This window comes from Variovorax sp. SRS16, assembly GCF_901827165.1.
GTDB lineage: Bacteria > Pseudomonadota > Gammaproteobacteria > Burkholderiales > Burkholderiaceae_C > Variovorax.
The window spans coordinates 2,927,693-2,953,704 of the sequence record NZ_LR594666.1; the positions used below are offsets into that span (position 1 = coordinate 2,927,693).

Annotated in this window: 23 protein-coding genes and 1 riboswitch; of the genes, 19 read left to right on the top strand and 4 right to left on the bottom strand. The window is 68.2% G+C overall.

The window, feature by feature from the left end:
* The first annotated feature begins 4 nt into the window (after positions 1 to 4).
* The 6 genes from cysD to E5P2_RS14220 all read left to right on the top strand — a co-directional run bounded on the left by cysD (position 5) and on the right by E5P2_RS14220 (position 6,115).
* Positions 5 to 958, top strand: a complete 954-nt coding sequence (cysD, locus tag E5P2_RS14195; protein WP_162567783.1) for a sulfate adenylyltransferase subunit CysD — start codon at positions 5 to 7, stop codon at positions 956 to 958.
* A 126-nt stretch (positions 959 to 1,084) separates the two neighbouring features.
* Positions 1,085 to 2,425: a sulfate adenylyltransferase subunit 1 gene (locus tag E5P2_RS14200; protein WP_162567784.1), complete on the top strand. Its 1,341-nt coding sequence runs from the start codon at positions 1,085 to 1,087 to the stop codon at positions 2,423 to 2,425.
* A 42-nt stretch (positions 2,426 to 2,467) separates the two neighbouring features.
* On the top strand, positions 2,468 to 2,797 hold the full coding sequence (gene fdxA / locus E5P2_RS14205) for a ferredoxin FdxA (protein ID WP_162567785.1): 330 nt from the start codon (positions 2,468 to 2,470) through the stop codon (positions 2,795 to 2,797).
* Positions 2,755 to 3,819, top strand: coding sequence for an NAD(P)/FAD-dependent oxidoreductase (locus E5P2_RS14210; RefSeq protein ID WP_162567786.1), 1,065 nt, complete (start codon positions 2,755 to 2,757; stop codon positions 3,817 to 3,819). The genes fdxA and E5P2_RS14210 overlap by 43 nt, the downstream gene beginning before the upstream one ends.
* A gap of 149 nt (positions 3,820 to 3,968) precedes the next feature.
* Positions 3,969 to 4,547, top strand: a complete 579-nt coding sequence (locus E5P2_RS14215) for a phosphatase PAP2 family protein (RefSeq protein ID WP_162567787.1) — start codon at positions 3,969 to 3,971, stop codon at positions 4,545 to 4,547.
* Between the two features lie 47 nt (positions 4,548 to 4,594).
* Positions 4,595 to 4,703, top strand: a riboswitch (TPP riboswitch).
* Between the two features lie 74 nt (positions 4,704 to 4,777).
* On the top strand, positions 4,778 to 6,115 hold the full coding sequence (locus E5P2_RS14220; RefSeq protein ID WP_162567788.1) for a purine-cytosine permease family protein: 1,338 nt from the start codon (positions 4,778 to 4,780) through the stop codon (positions 6,113 to 6,115).
* On the opposite strand, the gene thiD is transcribed toward E5P2_RS14220, so the two are convergent.
* The gene (gene thiD / locus E5P2_RS14225; protein WP_162567789.1) at positions 6,060 to 6,905 is read right to left on the bottom strand and encodes a bifunctional hydroxymethylpyrimidine kinase/phosphomethylpyrimidine kinase; all 846 of its coding nucleotides are present in this window, start codon (positions 6,903 to 6,905) and stop codon (positions 6,060 to 6,062) included. The two genes, E5P2_RS14220 and thiD, sit on opposite strands and share 56 nt — an antisense overlap.
* Here thiD and E5P2_RS14230 point away from each other — a divergent pair, their 5' ends adjacent.
* The 10 genes from E5P2_RS14230 (at position 6,906) to E5P2_RS14275 (ending at position 16,603) form a co-directional block, all read left to right on the top strand.
* The gene (locus E5P2_RS14230) at positions 6,906 to 8,036 is read left to right on the top strand and encodes an FAD-dependent oxidoreductase (protein ID WP_162567790.1); all 1,131 of its coding nucleotides are present in this window, start codon (positions 6,906 to 6,908) and stop codon (positions 8,034 to 8,036) included.
* The gene (thiS, locus tag E5P2_RS14235) at positions 8,033 to 8,230 is read left to right on the top strand and encodes a sulfur carrier protein ThiS (RefSeq protein ID WP_162567791.1); all 198 of its coding nucleotides are present in this window, start codon (positions 8,033 to 8,035) and stop codon (positions 8,228 to 8,230) included. The genes E5P2_RS14230 and thiS overlap by 4 nt, the downstream gene beginning before the upstream one ends.
* A gap of 13 nt (positions 8,231 to 8,243) precedes the next feature.
* Positions 8,244 to 9,068: a thiazole synthase gene (locus E5P2_RS14240; protein ID WP_162567792.1), complete on the top strand. Its 825-nt coding sequence runs from the start codon at positions 8,244 to 8,246 to the stop codon at positions 9,066 to 9,068.
* A 16-nt stretch (positions 9,069 to 9,084) separates the two neighbouring features.
* Positions 9,085 to 10,011, top strand: a complete 927-nt coding sequence (locus E5P2_RS14245; RefSeq protein WP_162567793.1) for a thiamine phosphate synthase — start codon at positions 9,085 to 9,087, stop codon at positions 10,009 to 10,011.
* 9 nt (positions 10,012 to 10,020) lie between these two features.
* Positions 10,021 to 12,009: an acyltransferase family protein gene (locus E5P2_RS14250; RefSeq protein ID WP_162567794.1), complete on the top strand. Its 1,989-nt coding sequence runs from the start codon at positions 10,021 to 10,023 to the stop codon at positions 12,007 to 12,009.
* Positions 12,010 to 12,147: 138 nt separating this feature from the next.
* Complete coding sequence (locus E5P2_RS14255; RefSeq protein ID WP_232080701.1) at positions 12,148 to 13,311, top strand: amino acid ABC transporter substrate-binding protein; 1,164 nt, start codon at positions 12,148 to 12,150, stop codon at positions 13,309 to 13,311.
* A 25-nt stretch (positions 13,312 to 13,336) separates the two neighbouring features.
* Positions 13,337 to 14,200 carry a branched-chain amino acid ABC transporter permease gene (locus E5P2_RS14260; RefSeq protein ID WP_162567796.1) on the top strand — a complete coding sequence of 288 codons (864 nt, stop codon included), beginning with the start codon at positions 13,337 to 13,339 and terminating at the stop codon, positions 14,198 to 14,200.
* A complete protein-coding gene (locus E5P2_RS14265) occupies positions 14,197 to 15,144 on the top strand; it encodes a branched-chain amino acid ABC transporter permease (protein WP_162567797.1) in 948 nt (315 codons plus the stop codon). The genes E5P2_RS14260 and E5P2_RS14265 overlap by 4 nt, the downstream gene beginning before the upstream one ends.
* A complete protein-coding gene (locus tag E5P2_RS14270; protein ID WP_162567798.1) occupies positions 15,141 to 15,875 on the top strand; it encodes an ABC transporter ATP-binding protein in 735 nt (244 codons plus the stop codon). The genes E5P2_RS14265 and E5P2_RS14270 overlap by 4 nt, the downstream gene beginning before the upstream one ends.
* Complete coding sequence (locus E5P2_RS14275) at positions 15,872 to 16,603, top strand: ABC transporter ATP-binding protein (protein ID WP_162567799.1); 732 nt, start codon at positions 15,872 to 15,874, stop codon at positions 16,601 to 16,603. Before E5P2_RS14270 ends, E5P2_RS14275 begins: the two co-directional genes overlap by 4 nt.
* Positions 16,604 to 16,639: 36 nt before the next feature.
* On the opposite strand, the gene E5P2_RS14280 is transcribed toward E5P2_RS14275, so the two are convergent.
* From E5P2_RS14280 to E5P2_RS14290, 3 genes are read right to left on the bottom strand one after another with little or no spacing between them, the layout of a single operon-like run.
* The gene (locus E5P2_RS14280; RefSeq protein ID WP_162567800.1) at positions 16,640 to 19,705 is read right to left on the bottom strand and encodes an efflux RND transporter permease subunit; all 3,066 of its coding nucleotides are present in this window, start codon (positions 19,703 to 19,705) and stop codon (positions 16,640 to 16,642) included.
* A 13-nt stretch (positions 19,706 to 19,718) separates the two neighbouring features.
* Positions 19,719 to 20,909 carry an efflux RND transporter periplasmic adaptor subunit gene (locus E5P2_RS14285; RefSeq protein ID WP_162567801.1) on the bottom strand — a complete coding sequence of 397 codons (1,191 nt, stop codon included), beginning with the start codon at positions 20,907 to 20,909 and terminating at the stop codon, positions 19,719 to 19,721.
* A gap of 28 nt (positions 20,910 to 20,937) precedes the next feature.
* Positions 20,938 to 22,461, bottom strand: a complete 1,524-nt coding sequence (locus E5P2_RS14290) for an efflux transporter outer membrane subunit (protein ID WP_162567802.1) — start codon at positions 22,459 to 22,461, stop codon at positions 20,938 to 20,940.
* A gap of 234 nt (positions 22,462 to 22,695) precedes the next feature.
* On the opposite strand from E5P2_RS14290, the gene E5P2_RS14295 reads away from it, so the two are divergent.
* The 3 genes from E5P2_RS14295 to E5P2_RS14305 all read left to right on the top strand — a co-directional run bounded on the left by E5P2_RS14295 (position 22,696) and on the right by E5P2_RS14305 (position 26,004).
* Entirely contained in the window at positions 22,696 to 23,184 is a 489-nt protein-coding gene (locus tag E5P2_RS14295) for a MarR family winged helix-turn-helix transcriptional regulator (protein ID WP_162567803.1), read from the top strand.
* A 172-nt stretch (positions 23,185 to 23,356) separates the two neighbouring features.
* A complete protein-coding gene (locus tag E5P2_RS14300) occupies positions 23,357 to 24,340 on the top strand; it encodes a tripartite tricarboxylate transporter substrate binding protein (protein ID WP_162567804.1) in 984 nt (327 codons plus the stop codon).
* Positions 24,337 to 26,004 carry an AMP-binding protein gene (locus E5P2_RS14305; RefSeq protein WP_162567805.1) on the top strand — a complete coding sequence of 556 codons (1,668 nt, stop codon included), beginning with the start codon at positions 24,337 to 24,339 and terminating at the stop codon, positions 26,002 to 26,004. Before E5P2_RS14300 ends, E5P2_RS14305 begins: the two co-directional genes overlap by 4 nt.
* The last annotated feature ends 8 nt before the right edge of the window (positions 26,005 to 26,012 follow it).

The following is a 26,012-nucleotide window of genomic DNA, read 5'->3' on the forward strand; positions in this document are numbered from 1 at the left end:
TTTCATGAACGCCCGCACCGAACACGACCTGCTGCTGCAAACGACGCCTTCGCTGGCGCGCCTGTCCAACACGCAACTCGACGCGCTCGAGGAAGAGACGATCTTCATCCTGCGCGAAGTCGCGGCGTCGTTCGAGCGGCCGACCCTGCTCTTCTCGGGCGGCAAGGATTCGCTGGTGCTGCTCAAGTGCGCCGAGAAGGCCTTCGGCACCGGCCGCATTCCGTACCCGCTGCTGATGATCGACACCGGCCACAACTTCCCCGAAGTGACGGCCTTTCGCGATGCGCGCGCGGTGGAGCTGGATGCGAAGCTGATCGTTCGCAGCGTGGAGGACTCGATGCGGCGCGGCACCGTGCGGCTCGCGCATCCGGGCGAATCGCGCAACGTGCACCAGTCGGTCACGCTGCTCGAAGCCATCGAGGAATTTCATTTCGATGCGCTGATCGGCGGCGCGCGCCGCGATGAAGAGAAGGCACGCGCCAAGGAGCGCATCTTTTCGCACCGCGACAGTTTTGGCCAATGGCAGCCCAAGGATCAGCGCCCCGAACTGTGGACACTGTTCAACACGCGCCTGGCGCCGGGTGAGCATTTCCGCGTGTTCCCGATCTCGAACTGGACCGAGCTGGATGTGTGGCAGTACATCGAGCGCGAACATATCGCGCTGCCCTCGATCTACTACACCCATCAGCGCCAGGTGGTCGAGCGCCGCGGGCTCCTGGTGCCGGTCACCGAGCTCACGCCGCCGCGCGACGGCGAGAAGGTCGAACTGCGCGACGTGCGCTTTCGCACCGTGGGCGACATTACTTGCACCTGCCCCGTTGAGAGCCTGGCGTCCGATGCGGCCGAGGTGGTGATCGAAACGCTGGCGGCCGACGTGAGCGAGCGCGGCGCGACGCGCATGGATGACAAGACGTCGGACGCCTCCATGGAAAAGCGCAAGAAAGACGGGTACTTCTAGCTCGCCCCCAGGCTTGCCCACTTCGTGTGGCCGCCCACCCCCTACCGGGGGCAACACCAGCGGCCCGGCGGAGCCGGTTCCGCGGTGTTTCACGAACTGAAGAGCGCAGCATTGCGCAGAGTGGATATGAACTTGACTACTTCTCCGACCCACACGCCCATTCAGGTCCCGGCCGACACGGGGGCGGCGCTGCGCTTCATCACCTGCGGCAGCGTGGACGATGGCAAGAGCACGTTGATCGGGCGGCTCCTCGTCGATAGCAAGGCCGTTCTGCAGGACCAGCTGGCCGGTGTGCAGCGCAGCGGCGAGACGGATCTGGCGCTGCTGACGGACGGGTTGTCGGCGGAGCGCGAACAAGGCATCACGATCGACGTGGCGTACCGGTATTTCTCGACCGCAAAGCGCAAGTTCGTGATCGGCGATGCACCGGGCCATGAGCAGTACACGCGCAACATGGTCACGGCCGCGTCGAGTGCCGATGCCGCCGTGGTGCTGGTCGACGCGACCAAGCTGGCCTGGGCCGCGGAGGTCGAGGACGGCGAGGTGGTGAAGCGCGAGTTGCTGCCGCAGACGCGCCGCCACACGCTGCTGTGCCATCTGCTGCGCGTGCAGTCGATCGTCTTCGCGGTCAACAAGCTCGACGCGATCGACAATGCCGAACTCGCGTTCGAACGCATCGGTGCCGCGCTGGCCGCCTTTGCCGATGCCGCGGGCGTGCAGGTCGCCGCCACGGTGCCGATCTCCGCGCTCAAGGGCTGGAACGTGGCCACGCGCCATGCGGACTGGTGCGGCTACGAAGGGCCGAGCCTGCTCGAACTGCTCGAGCAGCTGCCCGTCACCGCGCAGGACGAAGCGGTGCCTTTCGCCTTCCCGGTGCAATGGGTCGAGAAGTTCTCGTCGTCGGCTGACACCTCGCAAGGCCGGCGCGTGTTCTGGGGCCGCGTGGCCAGCGGCCATGTCGAGCCGGGCCAGCGCATCACCGTGCTGCCGAGCCGGCAGACCGCGACCGTCGCGCAGGTGCTGAGCCACACGCGCAAGCCGAAGACCGTGCATGCGGGCCACAGCGCCGGCATCGTGCTCGATCGCGAGGTCGACGTGTCGCGCGGCGACTGGCTGCTGGCGCCCGATGCGTTCGAGGCGACGCGCGAGATCACCGCCACCATCGCCTGGCTGGACGACGAGCCGCTGACCGCAGGCCGCGTCTACTGGGCGCTGCAGGGCCACCGCTGGGTCAAGGCCAAGGTGGCGCGCATCGTCGATCGCGTGAACATCACGACGCTCGAATCCGAAGCGGCGACCCAGCTCGAAGCCAATGCGATCGGCGATGTCGTGCTGTCGCTGCAGCAGCCGCTCGCGGTGCTGCCCTTCACCCAATCGCGCGCGCTCGGTTCGCTGGTGCTGGTCGACACCGCGTCGCACAAGACCTCGGCGGCGGTGCTGGTAAGGCCCGCCGCCGCAAACGCCTAAAATCGCGGGCTTCCCGCCTCTTCTCTCTCGCTTGCCAAGACCATGACCCACGTCGTCTCCGAATCCTGCATCCGCTGCAAATACACCGACTGCGTCGACGTGTGCCCCGTGGATTGCTTCCGCGAGGGGCCGAACATGCTGGTGATCGATCCCGACGAATGCATCGATTGCGCGGTCTGCATCCCCGAGTGCCCCGTCAACGCGATCTACGCCGAGGAAGACCTGCCGGCCAACCAGATGGCCTTCATCAAGATCAACGCCGAGCTCGCGCTGGCCGACGGCTGGAAGAGCATCACCAAGCGCAAGCCCGCGCTGCCCGACGCCGACGAGTGGAAAGACAAGACCGACAAGATCGGGGAGTTGGTGCGCTGAAGCCCGCCTCCGCGCCGATCGAGACCGACGCGCTCATCATCGGCGCCGGTCCGGTCGGCCTGTTCCAGGCCTTCCAGCTCGGCCTGCTCGAAATCGCCTGCCACATCGTCGATGCGCTGCCCCGCGCGGGCGGCCAGTGCGTCGAGCTCTATGGCGACAAGCCGATCTACGACATCCCCGGCACGCCCGTCACCACGGGCCGCGGCCTCGCGGAATCGCTGCTGCAGCAGATCGCGCCCTTCAAGCCCGGCTTCCATTTCGGCGAACAGGTCGCGACGCTCGAGCGCCAGGGTGACGAGCGCCTGCTGCTGAGCACTTCGGCGGGCAGCACCTTCCTCGCCAGGACCGTCTTCATCGCCGCCGGCGTCGGCGCCTTCGTGCCCAAGCGCATCGCCCTCGAAGGCATCGAGCGCTTCGAGGGCTCGCGGCTTTTCTACCATCCCGAGGCGCTCGATCGCTTCGCGGGACAGGCGGTGGTGGTCCAGGGCGGCGACGACGTGGCGCTCGACACCGCACTGGCGCTCGCGGGCCTCGCTGCAGAGGTCACGCTGCTGCATCGGCGCGATGCCTTCCAGGCCGACGAGGCGACCGTGGCGGCGCTGCGCGCGCGCATCGCGGCCGGCGCGATCCGGCTCGTGGTCGGCCAGCCTTCGGCCTTCGACGGCGGTGCGCTGCAGGTCACGACGCCCGACGCGCAGACCGTGACGCTGGCGCTCGATGCGCTGATCGGCTGCCTCGGCATCTCGCCGCGCCTCGGCCCGATCGCGAACTGGGGCCTCGAACTCGAACGCAAGCAGGTGCCGGTGGACACGCAGCAGTTCCAGACGCGCGAGCGCGGCGTCTTCGCGGTCGGCGACATCAACACCTACCCGGGCAAGAAGAAGCTCATCGTCTGCGGCTTCCACGAGGCCACGCTGGCGGCCTGGGGCGCCACCGAGATCGTGTTCCCCGGCCGTTCCGTGCCGCTGCAATACACCACCACCAGCACACGGCTGCACACGCTGCTCGGCGTGAGTCACTAGGCGACTGCGCCCGACGCGCGGCAAGGCGCGCACGCACCTGAACGCGCGGTGAACCCCGCATTCATGTTGCCGACATGCGGCGTTCCTTATGATCGGCCGATGTCCAGCCGTCGTCGCAACGCCCCGTTTCCGTCTTTCCGCGGGGCCTTGTGGAGCCGCTGAACCTCGCGCTCTTCGAATGGATCGGCGCCGGCCATGCGCCCGACCCGTGGGCGCTGTGGTTCGCGTCGGCGGTGGCCCGCCATGCTGCATGGCTCTGCGTTGCCCTCATGGGATGGGCCGCCTGGCGCCGCCCGACGCAGCGCGCCTACGTGATGGCGATCCTGGTGGCTGCCGTCTTGGCCGCGATGCTGGCCCACGCGCTGGCCGATGCGATCGACATGCCGCGCCCCTTCGTCCTCGGCCTGAGTCCCAGGTACATCGCGCACGGCGCACGCGGCTCGCTGCCGAGCGCGCATGCGTGCGTGATGTTCACCGTCGCGCTGGCCTTCCTGATGCGGCCGGCCCTGCGCGACCTCGGCCTGGCGATCACGGCGATCGCCGTGCTCACGGGCTGGGCCCGCATCTACGTGGGCGTGCATTTCCCGCTCGACATCATCGCCGGGCTGGCGCTGGCCGGCGTGATGACGGCAGCGATCTGGGCGCTCGGGCGGCTGGCCCGACGCTTCGGCGTGCCGATCGTCGCGCGGGACGACCTGCAGACAGGGTCATCGACGAGCCCTCGCTGAAGCCGGGTCGGCGCATCGTTCTACAATCTATCCTGCTTCGCCCGTCGAAGCAACGCTAGGGGTGCCGGCGCGCGCATCGAAACGCGGGCCGGCTGAGAGAGTCCCTTTGAACCTGACTGAGGTAATCCTCGCGCAGGGAAGCCGGCCCGGCGGCTGTCACGTTGTCTCGCGTGGCAGTCCCACCGCCATGGCCTCGCCCACCTGCCAACTCTTTGCAATGGAGCAAACGGATGGCACACACACCCGACCCGACACCCGCCGGCGCGAACGAAGCGCTGACGCCGCTCGGCGAAACGAGCCGCGTCTTCCGCTGGCACGACCACATGGCGCTGTGGTTCAGCCTCGGCGTCGGCCTGCTCGTGATGCAGATCGGCGCCTACCTGGTGCCGGCGGTCGGCACGCGCGATGCGATGCTCGCGATCGTGCTGGGCTCGTGCATCGGTGCGGGCCTTCTGGCCTGGACGGCGCGCATCGGCTGCGAGAGCGGCCTCGCGAGCGCCGGCCTGATGCATGCGACCTACGGCAGCGCCTTCGCGCGCCTGCCGGTGGTGCTGAACATCGTGCAGCTGATCGGCTGGACCACCTTCGAGATCGTGATCATGCGTGAGGGCACGCAAGCCATCGGCAAGCAGGCCTTCGGCTGGCTGTCGCTCGGCGGCACGCTCGGGACGCTGCTCACCACGCTGCTGTGGGGTGCGGTGCTGCTGGCGCTCCTGGCCGGCTCGATGGTGAAGCTGGTGCGCCGTTTCGTGAGCCGCTTCGGCCTGCCGCTGGTGGTGCTGTCGCTGCTGTGGCTGAGCTGGCAGTTCGCGGTCCGGCTGCATGCCAAGGGCCTCGATGCGTTCTGGTCGCGGCCCGGCGACGGCAGCATGGGCATGTTCAGCGCGCTCGACCTGGTGATCGCGATGCCGGCGTCCTGGCTGCCGCTGGTGGCCGACTATGCGCGGCACGGCCAGCGCGGCACGGGCGGGCTCGGCGGCGCGTTCGGCGGCACCTGGGTCGGTTACGTGGTGGCCAATATCTGGTGTTATGCGCTCGGCGTGATGGTGGTCAGCGTGGCCGAGCCCGGCACCGATCTCGTGGCCGCGCTGCTGCTGGCGCAGGGCGGCCTGATGGCGCTGGGCCTGATCCTGGTCGACGAACTCGACAACGCCTATGGCGATGTCTATTCGGGCTCGGTGTCGGCGCACAGCCTGCAGCCGCGCTGGAGTGTGCGGCGCTGGGGACTGGTGCTGGCGGTGGCCTGCATCGCCTTCGCGCTGGTGCTGCCGATGCATTCGCTCGAACCCTTCCTGCTGCTGCTGAGCTCGGTGTTCGTGCCGCTCTATGGCGTGATCCTCGGACGGCTCGGCATGGGCAGCGCCGTCGTGTCGACGGGTACGCGGCGTGTCGATGTCACGGCCGCCGCGATCTGGATCGTCGGCATCGCGGTGTACCACGCCTCGGCGGCGTGGGCGCCTCAGTGGGGCTCGGCGCTGCCGACGCTCGCGATCACCTTCGTGCTGGCGTGGATCACGCGCCCGACGCCGGCAGGCGGACCGTCGGCACTGGCGCAAAGCCGTGGTTGAGCGGGCCGTGGCCGGCACCGGTCTTCACGTCCGCGCCGGCCGCCATGGCCGCGACCACGTAGCCTCGCGCGCGTTCGACCGCCTCGGGCAAGGCATGGCCGAGCGCCAGGTGCGCCGCGATGGCCGAGGACAGCGTGCATCCGGTGCCATGCAGATTGCGGCTCACGATGCGTTCGGACGCGAAGCGGAAGCGCTCGCCATCGGCCTGCGCCAGCAGATCGACCACGTCGTTGCCCGGCAGATGGCCACCCTTGAGCAGCACCGCGTGCGCGCCGAGTGCCAGCAATTCGCTGGCCGCATCGTCGAGCGCATCGACGCCGTCGATGCCATGACCGATCAGCAGCGCCGCCTCGTCCAGGTTGGGCGTGACGACCGCCGCCCGCGGGAACAGCTCGCGCACCAGCACCTGCACCGTCTCGGCGGCGATCAGCCGGTCGCCGCTGGTGGCGACCATCACCGGGTCGAGCACGACGTTGGGCAGCTGGTAGTGGTCGATGGCCCAGGCCACCACCTCGACGATCTCGGGCGCGTGCAGCATGCCGAGCTTGACGGCATCGACGCCGATGTCCTCGACCACCGCCTGGATCTGCGCCTTGAGAAAAGCCGGCGGCACGCCGTGAATGCCCGTCACGCCGAGCGTGTTCTGTGCGGTGAGCGCGGTGATCGCCGTCATGCCGTAGCAGCCGAGCGCCGCGAAGGTCTTCAGGTCGGCCTGGATGCCGGCGCCGCCGCCGCTGTCGGAGCCGGCGATCGAGAGCACGCGGGCGTAGCGTGAAAATGCAGAAGTCATATGGATAGCGTACACCCCGGGGCCACGCCCACCTTCCCCTTCGACTCGGCCGCGATCCTCGGCGCGGGCCTGATGGGCCGGCTGCTCGCGGTCACGCTCGCACAGGCCGGTTGCAAGATCGATCTGTTCGAGGCCGGTGGTCCCGATGCCGAGGGGGCGGCCGCGCGCGTGGCCGCCGCGATGCTGGCGCCGCTGGCCGAATCCGCCATCGCGCCGCCCTCGGTCGTGCGCATGGGACACCACGCACTGCAACGCTGGCCGGCGCTGCTCGCACCCTTGGCCGCGCCGGTGTTCTTCCAGCGCGAAGGCACGCTGGTGCTGTGGCATCGGCAGGACGCCGCCGAGGCCGCGCGCCTCGCGCGCTTGCTCGCGCACACGACCGAGATCGTGCCCGAGCTGCCCGCCATGCAGACGCTCGACGCGGCCGGCATCGCCGCGCTGGAGCCGTCGATCGGCCGGCGCTTCGCGCAAGGGCTGCTGCTGCCGGACGAAGGCCAGCTCGACAACCGCGGCCTGCTCGCCGCCCTGCTCGCAACGCTGCAGGCCTCGCCGCGGGTGCGCCTGTATTGGCACTCACCACGCGCCATCGCCGACTTCGAACCCGGTGCCGCGGGCCAGCCCGAGCGCGTGATCGACTGCCGCGGCCTCGGCGCGCGCCCGCAATGGAGCGCGGTGCGCGGCGTGCGCGGCGAGGTCATCCGCGTGCACGCACCCGAGGTCGGCCTCGTTCGGCCGACGCGCCTCGTGCATCCGCGCTATCCGCTCTACATCGCGCCCAAACCCGACAAGGTGTTCGTGATCGGCGCCACCGAGATCGAGTCGGAGGACATGTCGCCGGCCAGCGTGCGCTCGACGCTCGAGCTGCTGAGCGCGGCCTATGCGGTGCACAGCGGCTTCGCCGAGGCGCGCATTCTCGAGATCGCGACCCAATGCCGGCCCACGCTGCCTGACAACCTGCCGGCCTTCCGCCAGCCGCGCCCCGGCGTGCTGCAGATCAACGGCCTGTACCGGCACGGCTTCATGATCGCGCCGGCGATGCTCGATGTCGCGATGGAGCTGCTGGCCACCGGCCATTCGCAGCTGGCGAGCAATTTCGATCTGCCCTCCGAACTCGCGACCGCTTCACCATGAACGTCCTGATCAACGACACGCCCCACACGCTGCCGCCCGGCGCGATGCTGGCCGACGCGCTGGCCCTCATCGAGGCCAAGCCGCCCTTCGCGGCCGCGGTGAATCGCCAGTTCGTGCCGCGCTCGAACTACGCAGCGCATGCCCTGCAACCCGATGACCGCATCGAAGTGATCCGCCCCGTCACGGGCGGCTGAGAGAGGAAGCGCCATGACCTCCACCCACACCACCGCCAACGACCCGCTGGTCCTCTACGGCCACAGCTTCCAGAGCCGCCTGCTGCTCGGCACCGCGCGCTATCCCTCGCCCGACGTGCTCGAAGCCGCGGTGCGCCGCGCGAAGCCCGCGATGCTGACCGCGTCCTTGCGCCGGCAGATGGCCACGCCCGGCGCGGCCGGCGGCGACAACGGCTTCTGGGATCTGCTGCGCCGGCTCGACGTGCCGGTGCTGCCCAATACCGCCGGCTGCCACAGCGTGCAGGAAGTGATCGCCACCGCGCAGATGGCGCGCGAGCTGTTCGACACGCCATGGATCAAGCTCGAACTGATCGGCGACGACTACACGCTGCAGCCCGACACGCTGAACCTGGTCGATGCGGCCTCGCAGCTGATCCGCGACGGCTTCCAGGTGCTGCCCTATTGCACCGAGGATCTCGTGCTGTGCCAGCGGCTGGTCGATGTCGGCTGCCAGGCCGTGATGCCCTGGGCCGCGCCGATCGGCACCGGCCGCGGTCCGGTCAATCCCTATGCCTTGCAGGTGCTGCGCGAACGGCTCGATGTGCCGCTGCTGGTCGATGCCGGCCTCGGCCTGCCCTCGCATGCGTGCCAGGTGATGGAGTGGGGCTATGACGGTGTGCTGCTCAACAGCGCGGTCGCGCTGGCGCAAGATCCCGTCGCGATGGCGGGCGCCTTCGCCGATGCGGTGCAGGCCGGCCGCGATGCGCACCGCGCGGGCGCCATGGCCGCACAGGAGTCGGCGCAGCCGAGCACACCGGTGCTGGGCACGCCGTTCTGGCATCACGCCGCATCGCAATGAGCCACGAGCCACGAACATGACCAACGACCCTCAAGTTCTCGCGCAGGCCATCGTGGCCGCGCACGCATCGCGCTTCGGCGAGACCGCGCCCGCATCCGCCGCGCCCGTGTTCTCATCGGACGATGCTGTCTATCGCGGCGCGAAGCAAGGCTGCGCACGGCTCGGCTTCATCGAAGTCGATGCCGAGTGCCTCGCGCAAGCCTGGCATGCACAGACGCAGCGCACCGGCCACTTCGACGCCCGCGCATGGCCCGAATCACCGGTCGACTTCGGCCTGCGCGCCTTCCCGCCCGCGTCGCGCGACGATGCCTTCCCGCCCTGCCCGCCAAGGCTCGGCCTCTATGCCGTGCTGCCCGATGCGGCATGGGTCGGCCGCATGGCACGCGCCGGCGTGCCCACCGTGCAATTGCGATTCAAGTCGAGCGATGCGCAAGCCGTGTCGCGCGAGGTGCGTGCCGCCGTCGACGCCGTGCGCGGCACCGACGCGCTGCTCTTCATCAACGACCACTGGCGCGCCGCCATCGAGGCCGGCGCCTACGGCCTGCACCTCGGGCAGGAAGATCTCGACGCGCTGGCGCCCGGCGATTTGCAAGCGCTTCGTGCCTCGGGCCTGCGCCTGGGGCTCAGCACGCACGGCTATGCGGAGATGGTGCGCGCCGATGCGGTCGGCCCGAGCTACATCGCGATGGGTGCGGTCTATCCGACCACGCTCAAGCAGATGGCGACCGCGCCGCAGGGCGTGGCGCGGCTCGCGGCCTATGCACGGCTGCTGCGCGGCTATCCGCAAGTGGGCATCGGCGGCATCGACGCCGCGCGCCTGCCCGAAGTGCTTGCCACCGGCGTCGGCTCGGTCGCCGTGGTGCGCGCGCTGGTCGCCGACCCGGACCCCGAAGCCGCCGCGGCGCGCCTGATCGCCGCCGTCGAGGCCGGCACGCTCGCGTAGCCGCAAAGGATGGCGCCCCCTCCCCACCTGGTCCATCCCAAGTACCGCGCCGACATCGACGGCCTGCGCGCGATCGCCGTGCTGTCGGTGGTCGGCGTGCATGCCTTTCCGGACTGGCTGCGCGGCGGCTTCATCGGCGTCGACATCTTCTTCGTCATCTCCGGCTTCCTGATCAGCACGATCATCATCGGCAGCCTGGAAGGCGAAGGCTTCAGCTACCGCGCGTTCTATGCGCGGCGCATCAAGCGGATCTTCCCGGCGCTGGTGCTGGTGCTGGCGGCGAGCCTGGCCTTCGGCTGGTTCGTGCTGCTGGCGGACGAATGGGAACAGCTCGGCAAGCACGTGGCAGCGGGCGCGGCCTTTGTCTCCAACTTCGCGTTCTGGAGCGAGGCCGGCTACTTCGACAACGCGGCCGAGACCAAGCCGCTCCTGCACCTGTGGTCGCTCGCGGTCGAAGAACAGTTCTACATCCTGTGGCCGCTGCTGCTGGGCCTGGCTTGGCTGCGCAAGTGGAATCCACCGGCGGTGATCCTCGCGGTGGCGGCGCTGTCCTTCGGCATCAACGTCCTCACCATCCACAGCCATCCGACCGCGGCCTTCTACCTGCCGGCCTCGCGCTTCTGGGAGCTGATGGTCGGCGGCATGCTCGCGTACATCGTGCTGCACCGGCCGCAGTGGCTGTCGCGGGGCCGCGGGCTGCAATCGATCCTGGGCCTGTTGCTCATCGCATCGGGGCTGGTGCTGATCCGCAGCGGCAGCGCATTCCCCGGCTGGTGGGCGCTGCTGCCGACGCTGGGCGCGTTCTTCTGCATCGCGGCCGGTCCATCGGCATGGCTGAATCGCAGCCTGCTCTCCTCGCGCGTGCTGGTGGGGTTCGGCCTGATCAGCTATCCGCTCTATCTGTGGCATTGGCCGCTGCTGGTGTATGCGCGCATCCTCGAGGACGGCACGCCCAATCGCAGGGTCCGCTTGCTGGCGGTGCTGGCGAGCATCGCGCTGGCGTGGTTGAGCTATCGCTTCGTCGAACGCGCCGCGCGCCGCAGCGCGCGCGCGGCCGTGCTGCGGGTGCTGGTGATCGCGATGGTCGTCATCGCGGCGCTCGGCGCGCTGGCTGCCACGCAGCGGCTCGCGGCGCGGCATGGCGATCCGTACATCGGCCAGGTGATGGCTGCCGTCAAGGACTGGACCTACCCCGAAGGCCTCGCGCCGGCCGAGGTCGATGGCGAGAAGGTCTACCGCATCGGCCACGGCGCGCGCACGGTGCTGCTGTTCGGCGACAGCCACCTGGAACAGTACGGACCGCGGGCCGTCGAGCTCGCACGCACGGCGCCCGACGCACTGGCCACCACCTACTTCGCGACCTGGGGCGGCTGCGCGCCGATGCCCGGCGTGTTCGAGGACAAGAACGTCGACTGCGACAAGCGACGCAGCGCGATGATCCGCTTGGCGCTCGACAGCCGCGTCGACGCGGTCGTGATCGGCGCCTGCTGGAACTGCTACTTCGTCAAGCAGACGCTGCCCAGTGCCACGCTGGCCGACAACGAGGGCTACTACTTCTTCGATGGCCGCAAGCGCCACGGCTTTCGCAATGGCGGCGACGGTGCCGAGCTGGCCTTCGCCTCGCTGGAATCGCTGCTGAAGGAACTCGCGGCGCGCAAGACGGTGTACCTGATGCTCGACAACCCGATCGGCGACGAGTTCGATCCGAAGCGGCTCCTGCTCGGCGGCAGCCGGCTGGGCCGCATGGACGTCACCCGTTCTACGCCGACGACGCCCTGGCCGCCGGCGCAGAAGCAGCTCTACCTGCGCCTGCGCGAGCTTGCGCAGAAGACCGGCGCGATCGTCATCGATCCGGTGCCGGCGCTGTGCAAGGACGACCAGTGCATCCGGACCACGCCCGACGGCACGCCGATCTACAAGGACGGCGACCACCTGCGCTCGGACTACACGCGGCGCTTCGGGACCGAGATCGATGTCGCGCTGAAGAATTCCAGATAAGCGGGGAACCTATTGCGCGCTGGCCGACCCGTAACAAGGGTGAAGCACATCATGTTGCAAAACAACCAATAAGCCAGGAGACATCCACCCATGCGCATCCATCGTTCGCCCCTCCTTCCTGCACTTCTGACGGTCGCCATGACCACCCTGCCCGCAGCCGCGGCGTTCGCGCAGGAGGTCGTGCTCGGCGCATCGGTCCAGCTCACCGGGCCGGTCGCCAACACCGGCCGCTACTACCGCGACGCCTACCAGCTCGCGATCGACAAGATCAATGCGGCCGGCGGCGTGAAGATCGGCGGCACGGCGCACAAGCTGGCGCTGAAGCTCTACGACAACCAGTCCGACGTGAACCTGAGCGTGCGCCAATACACGCAGCTGGTCTCGCAGGACAAGGTCAACCTGCTGCTCGGGCCCTTCGCGAGCAACTTCGCGCTCGCCGATTCGGCCGTGTCGGAAAAATACAAGGTGCCGATGGTGCAAGGCGGCGGCGCATCGGACCAGATCTTCTCGCGCAAGTTCAAGTACATCTTCGGCACGCTGGCACCGGCCAGCAACTATTTCGGCAGCACGATCGACATGCTCAAGTCGCTCAAGCCGGTGCCCAGGAGCGTGGCACTGCTGTATGCCGATGATGCCTTCGACGTCTCGGTCGCCGAAGGCACGCGGCCGATGCTCAAGAAGGCCGGCTTCGACACCGTGATGGACGAGCGCTACAGCACCAACGCGACCGACTTCAATTCGCTGCTCTCGCAGGTCAAGAGCAAGAACGTGGACGTCGTGCTGGTGGCCGGCCACGAGACCGAGATCCTGAACTTCGTGCGCCAGGCCAAGAGCCTCGCGGTCGCGCCGAAGCTCTATTCGTTCACCGTCGGCGTGCCGAGCGAGGACTTCCGCAAGGCGCTCGGCAAGGACGCCGACTATGCCTTCGGCATGACCGCCTGGCTGCCCAGCACGACGCTCAAGGACCGCTGGTTCGGCGACGCGCAGAAGTTCGCCGACGAATACAAGGCCAAGTTCGGCTACGACCCCGACTACCACGCAGCCTCGGGTGCCGCGGATGTCGAGGCCATCGTGCAGGCGATCGAAACGGCCGGCAGCATCGATCCGGCGAAGGTGCGCGACGCGCTGGCCAAGAGCAAGTTCGACAGTCTCTACGGCCCGATCGCCTTCAGCCCCGAGGGTCAGATCGACCTGCCTCAGGTCGTGATCCAGGTGCAGGGCGACAAGCTGGTCGAGATCTACGGCGCCAAGGGAGGCGTCAACGCACCCAAGTACCCGATGCCGGCCTGGAACGCGCGCTGAGCGGCCGCGTTCCGGACAGCAGGTCATGGATCTCTTCGCGCAGATCGTCGTCAACGGCATTCTGCAAGGCGGCCTCTATGCGGTGATGGCGCTCGGGCTGGCGCTGGTGTGGGGCGTGCTCAACATCGTCAACCTGGCGCACGGTGCCTTCATCATGCTGGGCGGGTACCTGTCGTGGTATCTCTACACCGACGCCCACATCGATCCCTTCGTGGGGCTGCCGATCACTGCGGTCGCGATGTTCGGCCTGGGCTATCTGATGCAGCGCGGCGTGCTCAACCTGGTGGTGCGCGCGCCGATGTTCAACACGCTGCTGATCACCTTCGGCCTCGAGGTCGTGCTGACCTACCTCGCGCAGCTCGCCTTCTCGGCCGACTTCCGCACCATCAATCCGCCCTATGCGGGCAACAGCGTGGCCTGGTTCGGCATCGTGCTGCCGGTGGTGCGGCTGATCGCCTTCGCGATCGCGATCGTGCTGACCGTCGGGATGTGGCTGTTCCTGCTGCACACGCGCCTCGGCCGCGCGATCCGCGCAACGGCGCAGAACCTGGTCGCGGCGCGGCTCTACGGCGTCGAACCGCGGCATCTCTACGCGGTGACCTTCGGCCTCGGCATCGCGCTGGCCGGCGCGGCCGGCGGCCTCTATGGCACGGTGTCGCAGGTCAATCCCTACATCGGCGCCTCGCTGACCGCCAAGTCCTTCGCGATCTCGATCATCGGCGGGCTCGACAATCCGCTCGGCGTGATCGTCGGCGGCCTCTTCCTCGGCCTCATCGAGGCGCTCGCGACGCTCTACATCGGGCCGACCTTCGCCGATGTCGCGAGCTTCGGCGTGCTGCTGCTGGTGCTGATCGTCAGGCCGAGCGGCCTCCTGGGGAAGACGGCATGAAGACGTTGCGCATCGCGCTCATCCTCGCCGCGCTGGTCGCGCTGGCGGGCGTGCCCTGGTACGGCTCCGACGTGGTGATCCAGTTCGGCATCAGCACGCTGCTGCTGGCCGTGCTGGCGCAGGGCTGGAACATCATCGGCGGCTATACCGGCTATGCGTCCTTCGGCAACTCGGTCTTCTACGGGCTGGGCAGCTACGGCGTCGCCATCGCGATGGTGCAGTGGAACCTGCCTTTCGGCGTCGGGCTGGCCTTCGGCGCGCTGCTGGCGGTGGTGTTCGCGTTCGCGCTCGGACTGCCGGTGCTGCGGCTCAAGGGCCACTACTTCGCGATCGCGACGCTGGCGCTGGCGCAGGTGATGACGGCGATCGTCTCCAACATCCCGCTCGCCGGCCAGAACGTCGGGCTGGTGCTGCCGCCGCTCAACAACGACGCCCTCTTCTACGAATCCGCGCTGGCCCTGCTGGTGGCGGCGACGCTGACCATCTTCTGGATCACGCGCAGCCGCTTCGGCTTCGGCCTGATCGCGATCCGCGAGAACGAGGAGGGTGCCGCGGTGATGGGCGTCAACACGACCCTCTACAAGGTGCTCGCCTTCGCGCTCTCGGGCCTGTTCAGCGCGCTGGCCGGCGGCATCCATGCCTACTGGATCACCTTCCTCGATCCGGCGAGCGCCTTCGACATCACGCTCAACGTGCAGATGATCATCATGGCCGTCTTCGGCGGACCGGGCACCGTGTTCGGACCGATCGTCGGCGCCTTCTCGCTGTCTGCCATCTCGGAGATCCTGTCGAGCAAGGTGACCAGCATCGCGGGCCTCTTCTTCGGCGTGGTCATCGTCGCGGCGGTGGTGCTGATGCCGCGCGGCCTGGCCGACATGCTGCGGCGCGCCAAGGTCAGCGGCTGGCGCTATTTCATCGAGAACATCAGGGCCCATCGGTTATGACCGCGCAACTCGAAGTCCGCCACACGACGCGGCGCTTTGCGGGGCTGGTGGCCGTCAACGACGTCAGCTTCTCGCTGCAGCCGGGCGAGATCCTCGGCCTGATCGGCCCGAACGGCGCCGGCAAGACCACGCTCATCAGCCTGATCAGCGGCACGCTGGACATGGGCGACGGCGAGATCCTGTTCCAGGGCGAACGCATCGACGCCATGCCGGCCTTCCGCCGCGCGCGCCTGGGCATCGGCCGCACCTTCCAGATCATGCGGCCGTTCCCGGGCCTGTCGGTGCTCGACAACGTGGCCGTCGGCGCGCTGTTCGGACGAGGCGGCGGACAGTCCAGGCTGGCGCTGGCGCGCGAACAGGCGCGTGCCTGCCTCGATTTCGTCGGCATGGGAAAGGCCGTGGACCAGCGCGCCGAGGAACTCGGCGGCCCTGGCCGCAAGCGCCTCGAACTGGCGAAGGCGCTGGCCATGCAGCCCAAGGTGCTGCTGTGCGACGAGGTGATGGCCGGGCTCAACAATGTCGAGATCGACGAGGTGATCGACATCATCCGCAAGGTGCGCGCGCAGGGGATCAGCGTGCTCGTGATCGAGCATGTGATCCGCGCGATCAAGACCCTGTCCGACCGCCTGCTGGTGCTGCACCATGGCGAGAAGATCGCCGACGGCGCGCCCGACGACGTGCTGGCCGATCCTGCGGTGGTGCAGGCCTATCTCGGAAAGAAGCGCACATGAACGCCATTGCCACAGCCGCGCCGCTGCTGCAGGTCAAGGGCCTGAGCGCGGGCTATGGCGAGATGCTCGCGCTGCACAAGGTCGACCTCGAAATCCACGCGGCCGAGATCGTTGCCCTGGTCGGCAGCAACGGCGCCGGCAAGACGACGCTGCTGCGCGCCCTGTCGCGGGTGCTGCCCGCGGCCGGCGGCAGCATCGTGCTCAAGGGCGAGGAGCTGACCGGATTGACGCCCGACCAGGCCTTCGCGCACGGCCTGGTGCAGGTGCCCGAGGGCCGGCAGCTGTTCGACCGCATGACGGTGCAGGACAACCTGCTGATGGGCGCCTACCTGCGTCGCGACAAGGCGGCTGTCACACGCGATCTCGACCGGATGTACGCGCTCTTTCCGCGCCTTTCGGAACGCCGCCGCCAATTGGCGGGCAGCATGTCGGGCGGCGAGCAGCAGATGTGCGCGATGGCGCGCGCACTGATGGCCGCACCGATGCTGATGATGGTCGACGAGATGAGCCTCGGCCTTGCGCCGGTCGTCGTGCAGCAGCTGATGGAGGTGCTGGCATCGATCCGCGCCGAGGGCGTGACGGTGCTGCTGGTGGAGCAGGACATCCATCTTGCGCTGTCGGGCGCCGACCGCGGCTACGTGCTCGAGACCGGGCGCATCGTGCGCAGCGGGCCGGCCAGGGAATTGATCGACGACCCGGCGGTGCGCAACGCCTACCTGGGCCTTTGACCCGGATCTCACCCGGGCCGGCGCGCCCTCTATTCTTCAGGCCTCGGCCAACGCTTGCGGCGCGGGGCCGCCAGCGGCCTCGTTGTCGTGCTGGTGCTGGGCCGCCAGCGCCAGGTACATCGCGGGCACCACGAACAGCGTGAACAGCGTGCCGATCGACAGGCCGCTGAAAATCACGATGCCCATCGCCTGCCGCCCGGCCGCGCCGGCACCCGAGGCGATGACCAGCGGCAGCACGCCGAACACCATCGCCGCCGTGGTCATCAGGATCGGACGCAGCCGCGTGCCGGCGGCTTCGATCACCGCATCGAGCTTGCTCTTGCCGGTGCGCTGCAGCCGGTTGGCGACCTCCACGATCAGGATCCCGTGCTTGCTGATCAGCCCCATCAGCGTGACCAGCCCGACCTCGGTGTAGATGTTCATCGACGCGAAGCCGAGGAAGATGAAGATCATCGCGCCGAACAATGCCAGCGGCACCGACACCAGGATCACGATCGGATCGCGGAAGCTCTCGAACTGCGCGGCCAGCGCCAGGAAGACGATGATCAGCGCGAACGCGAAGGTCACGGCGAAGTTGCCCGACTCCTGCTGGAACTGGCGCGACTGGCCCGAGTAGTCGACCGTGTAGCCGGTCGGCGCGATCTGCTTCACCAGGCCCCGCAGGTACTCCAGCGTCTCGCCCTGCGCACCGCTGGGCACGCCCGAGATGGTCACCGAGTTGAGCTGCTGGAAGTGGTTCACCGACTCCGGCTGCACCGTGTATTGCAGGCTCGCGACCGTGCTGGCCGGCACCACGCCGTTCGGCGTCTTGATGTAGAAGTTCAGCGTGTCGGAGGGGTTGAGCCGGTCGACCTGCAGCACCTGCGGGATCACCTTGTACGAGCGGCCCGCGATCGAGAAGTAGTTGACGAAGCCGCCGCCCAGCGCAGCGCCGAGCGCATTGCCCACGTCCTGCTGCGTGATGCCGAGCGAGGCGGTCTTGTCGCGGTCGACGACCACGGTGGCCTGCGGCTTGTCGAGCTTCAGGTCGGCATCGATGTAGTAGAACTTCTTGTCGGCGCGCGCGCGGTCCATCACCTGTTGCGCGATCGTGTTGAGGTTCTCGAAAGGCTCGGTGGTGTTGATCACGAACTGCACCGGTAGCCCGGAGGCGCCCGGCAGCGCCGGGAACTGGAAGGCCGCCACGCGCGCGCCGGCGATGCCGTTCCAGCGCTGCTGCAGTTCGGACTGGATGTCGTGCGCGCTGCGCGAGCGCTGGTCCCAGGGCTTGAGCAGCACGCCGGCGATGCCGGTGTTGGTGCTGGGCACGCCGGTCAGCTGGAACATCTGCGCGTACTCGGGAATGGCCTTCGCGATCTTGAAGATCTGGTCGGCGTAGGTCTGCATCTGATCGATGGTCGCGGTCGGCGGGCCCTGGATCTGCGACAGCACGATGCCCTGGTCTTCTTCCGGCGCAAGCTCGAACTTCGACATCTTGAACATCAGGCCGAGGCACAGGATGAGGATCACGCCCATCACGATCAGCACCGGCCAGGTCCGCAGCAGGCTGCGCAACACGGACTGGTAGCCGTGGTGCACGCGCTCGAAGGTGCGCTCGATCGCCATCGCGAACTTGCCGCTGTCCTGCTCGGGCTTGAAGAAGCGCGAGCACATCATCGGCGACAGCGTCAGCGCGATCACACCCGACACCGCCACTGCGCCGGCCAGCGTGAAAGCGAACTCGGTGAACAGCGCACCCGTGAGGCCGCCCTGGAAGCCGATCGGCACGTACACCGCGACCAGCACCACCGTCATCGCCAGGATCGGCCCGCTGAGTTCGCGTGCCGCGATGAAGGCCGCCTCCATCGCCGACTTTCCCTCCCGCATGTGGCGGTCGACGTTCTCGACCACGATGATGGCGTCGTCCACCACCAGGCCGATGGCCAGCACCAGCGCGAGCAGCGTCAACAGGTTGATCGAGTAGCCCAGCATCAGCATGACGAAGAAGGTGCCGATGAGCGACAGCGGCATCGCGATCACCGGCACCAGCACCGCCCGGAAACTGCCGAGGAACAGGAAGATCACCACCGTCACGATCAGCAGCGCCTCGACCAGCGTCTTCACGACCTCGGTGATCGAGGTGTTGATGAAGTCGGTCGAGTCGTAGACGATCTCGCCGGTCAGGCCGCTGGGCAGTTGGCTCTGCACGTCGGGGAATACCTTGCGCACGCGCTCGGCCACGTCGAGGATGTTGGCCTCGGGCGCGACCTTGATGCCGACGAACACCGAACGCACGCCGTTGAAGGCCACGTTGAAGTCGTAGTTCTCGGAGCCCAGCGTGACCGTGGCCACGTCCTGCAGTCGCACGATCGCGCTGCCGCTGCTCTTGATGGCGAGCTGCTTGAACTCGTCGACCGAGTGCAGCGAGGTGCCCGCGGTCAGCGGCACGGTGACGGCCTGCCCCTTGCTCGAGCCGACCGCCGCCAGGAAGTTGTTGGCCGCGAGTGCGGCGCTCACGTCGGCCGCGGTCACCCCGTAGGCCGCCATGCGCGAGGCATCGAGCCAGGCGCGCAGCGCGAAGGTGCGGGCGCCGAGGATTTCCGCCGTCTGCACGCCATCGATGGCATTGAGCTTGGGCTGCACCACGCGCACCAGGTAGTCGGTGACGTTGTTGTTGGCCAGCGTGTCGCTGTAGAAGCCGATGTACATGGCATCGGTGGTCTGGCCGGTCTGCACCGTCAGCACCGGCTGCTGGGCCTGCGGCGGCAGCTGGTTCTTGACCGAGGCGACCTGCGTGTTGATCTCGGTCAGCGCGCGGTTGGCGTCGTAGTTCAGGCGCAGCGTCGCGGTGATGGTCGACACGCCGCTGATGCTCGACGACGACAGGTAGTCGATGCCCTGCGCCTGCGAGACCGCGGCCTCGAGCGGCTGCGTGATGAAGCCGGCCACGGTCGCGGCATCGGCGCCGTAGTAGGCGGTGGTGATGGTGACCACCGCGTTCTGCGTGCGCGGGTACTGGTTGATCGGCAGGCCGAACAGCGCACGCAGCCCGAGCACGACGATCAGCAGGCTGACCACCGTCGCCAGCACCGGCCGGCGGATGAAGATGTCGGTGAAGTTCATGCGATGGCCTTCTTCACTTTTCCTGCGGCGTCGGGTTCGGGCTGTTGGCGGGCTGCACGCTGTTGTCGATGACCACCGGCGTGTCGTTCTTCAGCTTGATCTGGCCGCTGGTCACGATCCGCTGGCCGGCCTCCAGGCCCTTGGTGATCGCGACCTGATCGCCGCGGGTCGGCCCGGCTTCGACGAAGACCTGGTGCACGACCAGCTGGTCGCCGCCGGCACCGGCCGGTGCGCTTGCCGCACCGGCTGCACTGGGCGCACTCGCTGCGCTCGCCGGCTGGCCCGGCCTGGCGGCTCCCGCCTTGCTGACGATGAACGCGGTGGAGCCGTAGGGGTTGTAGGTGATGGCGGTCTGCGGCACCGTGAGCCACTGCTGCGTGTCGCCGACGTCGATCTTCACGTTCGCGAACATGCCCGCCAACAGCTCGCGCTTGGGATTGGCGAGCGTTGCTTCGACCTGCACGTTGCGCGTGGCCGGATCGACCTTCGGATTGATCGCGTTGATCTTGCCGCTGTAGGTCTGGCCGGGGAAGGTGTCGACGCTGACGTTGACGACCTGCCCGACCGCGAGTCCGGCCAGTTGCTGCTGGGGCAGCGAGAAGTCGACGTAGATCGGATCCAGCGTCTGCAGGGTGACCAGCTTGTCGCCGGCGTTCACGTACTGTCCCGGGTTCAGCGTGGTGATGCCGAGCCGGCCGGCGAAGGGCGCGCGGATGGCCTTCTTGTCGACCGTGGCCGCCTGCTGGGCAACCTGTGCGCGCTTGGCCTTCAGGTCGTTGAGGTCGGCATCGATCTGCGCCTGGCTGACGGCCTGCACCGCAAGCTGGGCCTGGTCGCGCTTGAGCACGATGGCGGCCTGCGCGGCGGCGGCTTCCAGCGCATGCAGCTGCGCGATGTCGGAATCGGCATTGAGCTGGACCAGCAGCGCGCCGGCCTGGATGTCCTGTCCCGACTTGAAGTGCACGCTGCGCACCAGGCCCGCGACTTCGGTGCTGAGGTCGGCGCCGCGCACCGGGGTGAGCGTGCCGACGGCGGCCAGCTGCGGACGCCATTGCTGACTCTTCACCTCGATGACCGTCACGGTCTGTGGGCTCGGCTTGGGGGCCGACGCGATGAGCTGCCTGATCTGCAGGAACTTGCCGAATGCCAGCACGGCAATCAGCAGCAACACGCAGCCGATCATGATGATCATGCGCTTCGTCATGAGGGGGTTCTCCTGGGGGTCGGGGTCGTCAATTCTTGGGGGCAGCCGAGGCGTCGGCGAGCTCGCTGCGGTTCCACCAGCCGCCGCCCAGCGCCTGGAACAGCGCGGCCGTGTCGGCGTAGCGCGCAGCCTGCGCCTGCACCAGTGCCGTGTGGGTCTGCAGGTAGGCCTGCTGCGCGGTCAACAGCTGCACATAGCTCACTGCGCCGGCGCGGAATTGCTGCGTCGTCAGGTCGAGCGACTGCTTCGCGATGGCTTCGGCGTCGGACTGCGACTTGAGCGTGGCGGCATCGAACTCGAGCGCGCGCAGCGCATCGGCGACGTTCTGGAATGCCGTCAGCACGGTGCCCTGGTATTGCGCCGCGGCGGAATCGAAGGCGGCGATCGCGGCGCGGCGCTGCGCATTGAGCGCGCCGCCGTGGAAGATGGGCTGCGTCAGGCCGCCGGCCAGGCTCCAGAAGTCCCAGCCGCTGCCGAACAGGTTGCGCGCCCGGGTCGCCGTGCTGCCGTAGCTCGCGGTGAGCTGGAGCTGTGGATAGAGGTTGGCGGTGGCCACGCCGATCTGCGCGCTGGCCTCGTGCAGCAGCGCCTCGCTGGCGCGCACGTCCGGCCGCTGGCGTGCCAGCTCGGAGGGCAGCGAGAGCGGCAGCGTGGCCGGCAGGTTCAGGCTGGCGAGATCGAATTCGGGCAGCCCGGCCTCGCTGGGCAGGCGTCCTGCATAGACGGCGAGCTGATGGCGGGTCTGGGCGAGACTCTTCTCGATCGCCGGCAGCGTTGCCAGGGTCTGCGCGACCTGCGTGCGCTGCGCCAGCACGATCGACTTGGGCGTCGCGCCGGTGGCGAACTGCTTTTCGATCACATCCAGTTGCTGCTGTTGCGCCGCCAACACCTCGCGCGTGGCCTGCAATTGGGCGCGCAGCGACGCGTCCTTGATCGCCGTCGTGACCAGGTTGCCGGTGAGCGTGAGATACACCGCCTCGACCTGGTAGCGCTGCGCATCCACCGCGGCCTGCGCGCCTTCCAGTTGGCGGCGCACGCCGCCGAACACGTCGACGGTGTACGAGACATTGACCGAGGCGTTGTACAGCGTCAGCAGCTGGCCGCCCGGCACCTGCGTCTGGATGGCGGAGGCGCGTTCGCGCTCGACGCCGAGCTGTGCATCGACGGACGGCAGACTCAGCTTGCCCGATTGCGCGTTGTAGTTTTCCTGTGCCTGGCGCAGCGCGGCCTGGGCCGACGCAAGCGTCGGGCTGTGCTCGAGTGCGCTGCGGATCAGCTGGTCCAGCGGCTCGGAGTGAAACACCGTCCACCATTGCGCCGGAATGTCCATGCCTTTGGCCCATTCCTGCGCCGGGCCTGCGCTGCCGGGCGCTTCGGCCGTCCTGGCCGGCAGCGGACCGGGGGTGTAGTCAGGCCCCTGGGCCGCCGGTGGAAGCTCGGGCGTCTTGAAATCGGGCCCGACCGCGCAGCCGGCCAGGACCAGCGCCGCAGCCAATGCCGTGACTCTTTGCGAATGCCGCCACCTTGCGGGCGCCGTGTTTGCGTTGCTCATGACCTTCTCCGTATGGGAGCGATGGCGCGACTGTGCTGCCCTGTGCACCCCGTGGCGAGCGCAATGCGACGAAATGCGTCCAGCGAACGCAAGATGCCGCCTCGACCGATGGCTGGCTGATGCGGGGCACCGATTGCCTGCACCGGAACATCGCATTGACTTGATAAACCGGCAATCGGCCCCCTCGGGGCAGCGATATTCTGCCCAGAATATACTGCGCAACTGCGTATTATCATGACAAGCTCAAAGGGTTCTCCCGACAGCGTGGCGGACGTTCGGCGCGGAGTTTTCCGCCTGGCACGCCGCTTGCGCGCCGAACTCGCGGCAGACGCCCTGAGCGCCAACAAGATCGGCATGATGAGCTATCTGCAGCGGCATGGGCCCAAGACGCTCAGCGAACTTGCTGCCGCGGAATGCCAGCAGCCTCAGTCGCTGACGCGCGCACTGGCGGAATTGCGCGAGGCCGGCATGATCGTGCGCAAGCGAAGCCAGGACGATCGACGCCGCTTCTTCATCTCGATCACCGAGGCCGGGCGCGCGACGCTCGACCAGGACATGGTTCGATGCGACAGCTGGCTGTCCGCGGCCCTCAAGCAATTGAACGAGACCGAGCGCAAGGTGCTCGGCATGGCGAGCTCGCTGATGGAGCGACTCGCGGACATTGCCCCGGCCGATCACGTCGTGCCGCCGCATGCGGCAAAAGGCCGGCGCGGTCGCGATTGAGGCATTCGCCGGTCTCTCCGCGCCAACCGCCGCTCGGCGATGTGTTCGAGATACCGAACATCCCGTACGGACAAACCCGCAGCCGCACGCAAATGGCGTGGTTGTTCGAAATCGCGAACATTATTTCGCATGAGCGAATAAATTATCCGGCACTCCACACGAGGACCTGTGCATGAAATCCCCACTCCGGCGCTCGATCACGCTGGCGGCCCTGTCCGCCGGCGCATTGGCGGCGCTGCCCATTGCCCACGCGCAGACCGATTGGCCTGCGCGGCCCGTCACCTTCCTCGAACCCTACGGCCCGGGCACGACGCTCGACGCCATTACCCGCGTCCTCGCCGAACGGCTCGGCACGCAATGGAAGGTGCCGGTGATTGTCGATCACAAGGCAGGTGCCAATGGCGTCATCGGCACCGACTACGTGGCCCGCGCGGCAGCGGACGGCTATACGGTCCTGTTCACCGGGCCCGGCCACTACACCAACGAGGTGCTGATGAGCAAGGTACCCTACGACGTGGGCCGCGACTTCAAGCCAGTCGCCCGCCTGGCCAGCGTGATGCTGGTGCTGGTCGTGCCGACCAACTCGCCCTTTCATTCGGTGAAGGAGCTGGTCGACCATGCGAAGAAGAACCCGGGCAAGCTCACCTACTCGAGCGGCGGCAGCGGCAGTTCGCAGCATCTCGCCGCGGCCTCGTTCCAGCAGGTGGCGGGCGTCGAGCTGATGCACGTGCCCTACAAGACGCAGAGCGCCGCGGTCATCGACATCATCAGCGGCGAGGTCAACTTCGGCTTCGCCGCGCTCACCACGGCCGCGGCGCAGCTCAAGGGCGGCAAGCTGCGGGCACTGGCGGTCACCGGCCCGCGCCGCTCGCAGGCGCTGCCCGATCTGCCGACCGTGGCCGAGCTCGGCTATCCGGGCTGGGAATACTTCTCCTTCAACGCCGTCTTCGTGCCGACGGCAACGCCCGACGAGGTCGTGCGCAGGATTTCCGACGGGCTGTCCGCGCAGATGCGCTCGCCGGCCATGGCCGACCTGGCACGTGCGCAGGGCTTCGAGAACGACTTCGCGGACGTCACGGCATGGAGCGCCGCGCAGGCCAGCGAGCGCAAGAAATGGCAGGACCTGATCCGCGTCAGCGGGGCGAAGCTGGAATGACGGCCTTTCCCGACCGGCTCGACTTTGATGCGCGCACCGCCGATCTCCACCAGGTCCTCGCGGCCAAAGCGCGGACATGGGGCGACAAGACCTTCATGACCTGGCTGCCCACGGGCGCCGCCACCAGCTATGCGCAGATCGACGAAAGGACCTCTCGCATCGGCGGCGGCCTGGCGGCGCATGGCATCGCAGCCCGCAGCCACGTCGCGGTGCTCATGGAGAACTGCCCCGAGCAACTCCTCGCCATCTGGGGCCCCTGCCGCTCGGGCTACGTGACCGTGCCGGTGAATGCTGCGGCCAAGGGACAACTGCTCGCCTACTTCCTGAACCACTCGGACAGCGCTGCGCTGATCGTCGAGGAGCGGCTGCTGCAGCGCTTCATCGACATCTGCGAGACCGTGCCCGGCGTGAAGCAGGTGTTCGTGGTGCGCGTGGACCGGCCGGACAGCGATGCCCCTGTCCCCGCCTGGACGCCCGGCAGCACGCTCGCGTCCGGCGCCGCCGTGCATGACTTCGCGCACTTGCTGGCCGCCGAGCCCGAGGTGGCGCAGCCGCCGCGCTTCAGCGATCTCGCGATGCTGATGTTCACCTCCGGCACGACCGGGCCCTCGAAGGCCATCATGTTCAGCCACGCCCAGCTCATCTACTGGGGGACCGACGTCGCCTTCCATCACGAGTACACGCCGCAGGACATCGCCTACGTGTTCCTGCCGCTGTTCCATGGCAATGCGCTGCTGGGCAGCACCATGGGCTCGCTCATGGCCGGCTCGGCGATCGCATTGGCGCCGCGCTTTTCGGTCAGCAGGTTCTGGCAGCACATCCGCGAGAGCGGCGCGACCGTCTTCAACGGTGTCGGTGCGGTGACCAACTTCCTGTGGAAGCATCCGCCCTCGCCGCAGGACCGCAGCCACACGGTGCGGCGCTGCCATCTGGCGCCCGTGCCCGGCTTCGCCAAGGGCTTCGAAGAACGCTTCGGCATGCAGATCATGAGCGCCTTCGGCCTCACCGACTACTGCCTGGGATCGGCCTACAACACGCGAAGCCGGCGCGACAAGCTCGGCTCCTGCGGCCTGCCGCGCGCGGGCGTCGAGGTGCGCATCGTCGACGCCGACGACTTCGACGTGCCGCCCGGAACGCCGGGCGAGATCCTCCTGCGCAACAACAATCCGTGGGGCGCCTCGCTCGGCTACTACAAGCAGCCCGAGGCCACCATCGCCAGCCGGCGCAACCTGTGGTTCCACACGGGCGACCGCGGCCTGCGCGACGCCGACGGCTACGTCTGGTACACCGACCGCATCAAGGACGCGATCCGGCGGCGCGGCGAGAACATCTCGGCCTTCGAGGTGGAAGAAGTAATCCGCACCCATCCCGCCGTCGCCGACGTGGCCGTGTATCCGGTGCGCGCGGAGTCGAGCGAGGACGAGGTCGCCGCCACCATCACGCTGCGCGCCGGCATGGAAGGCGACTTCAGCCACGAGTCCCTGCTCATGCATTGCAACCGCAACCTCGCGTACTTCATGGTGCCGCGCTACATCGAGGTGGCCGAGGACATGCCCGCCACGCTGAGCCAGAAGATCGAGAAGTACAAGCTGCGCCAGAAGGCCGAAGCCAACCTCGGCGCATTCTGGGACCGCGAACGCGCCGGCATCCAGGTGACGCGCTGAACATCCCG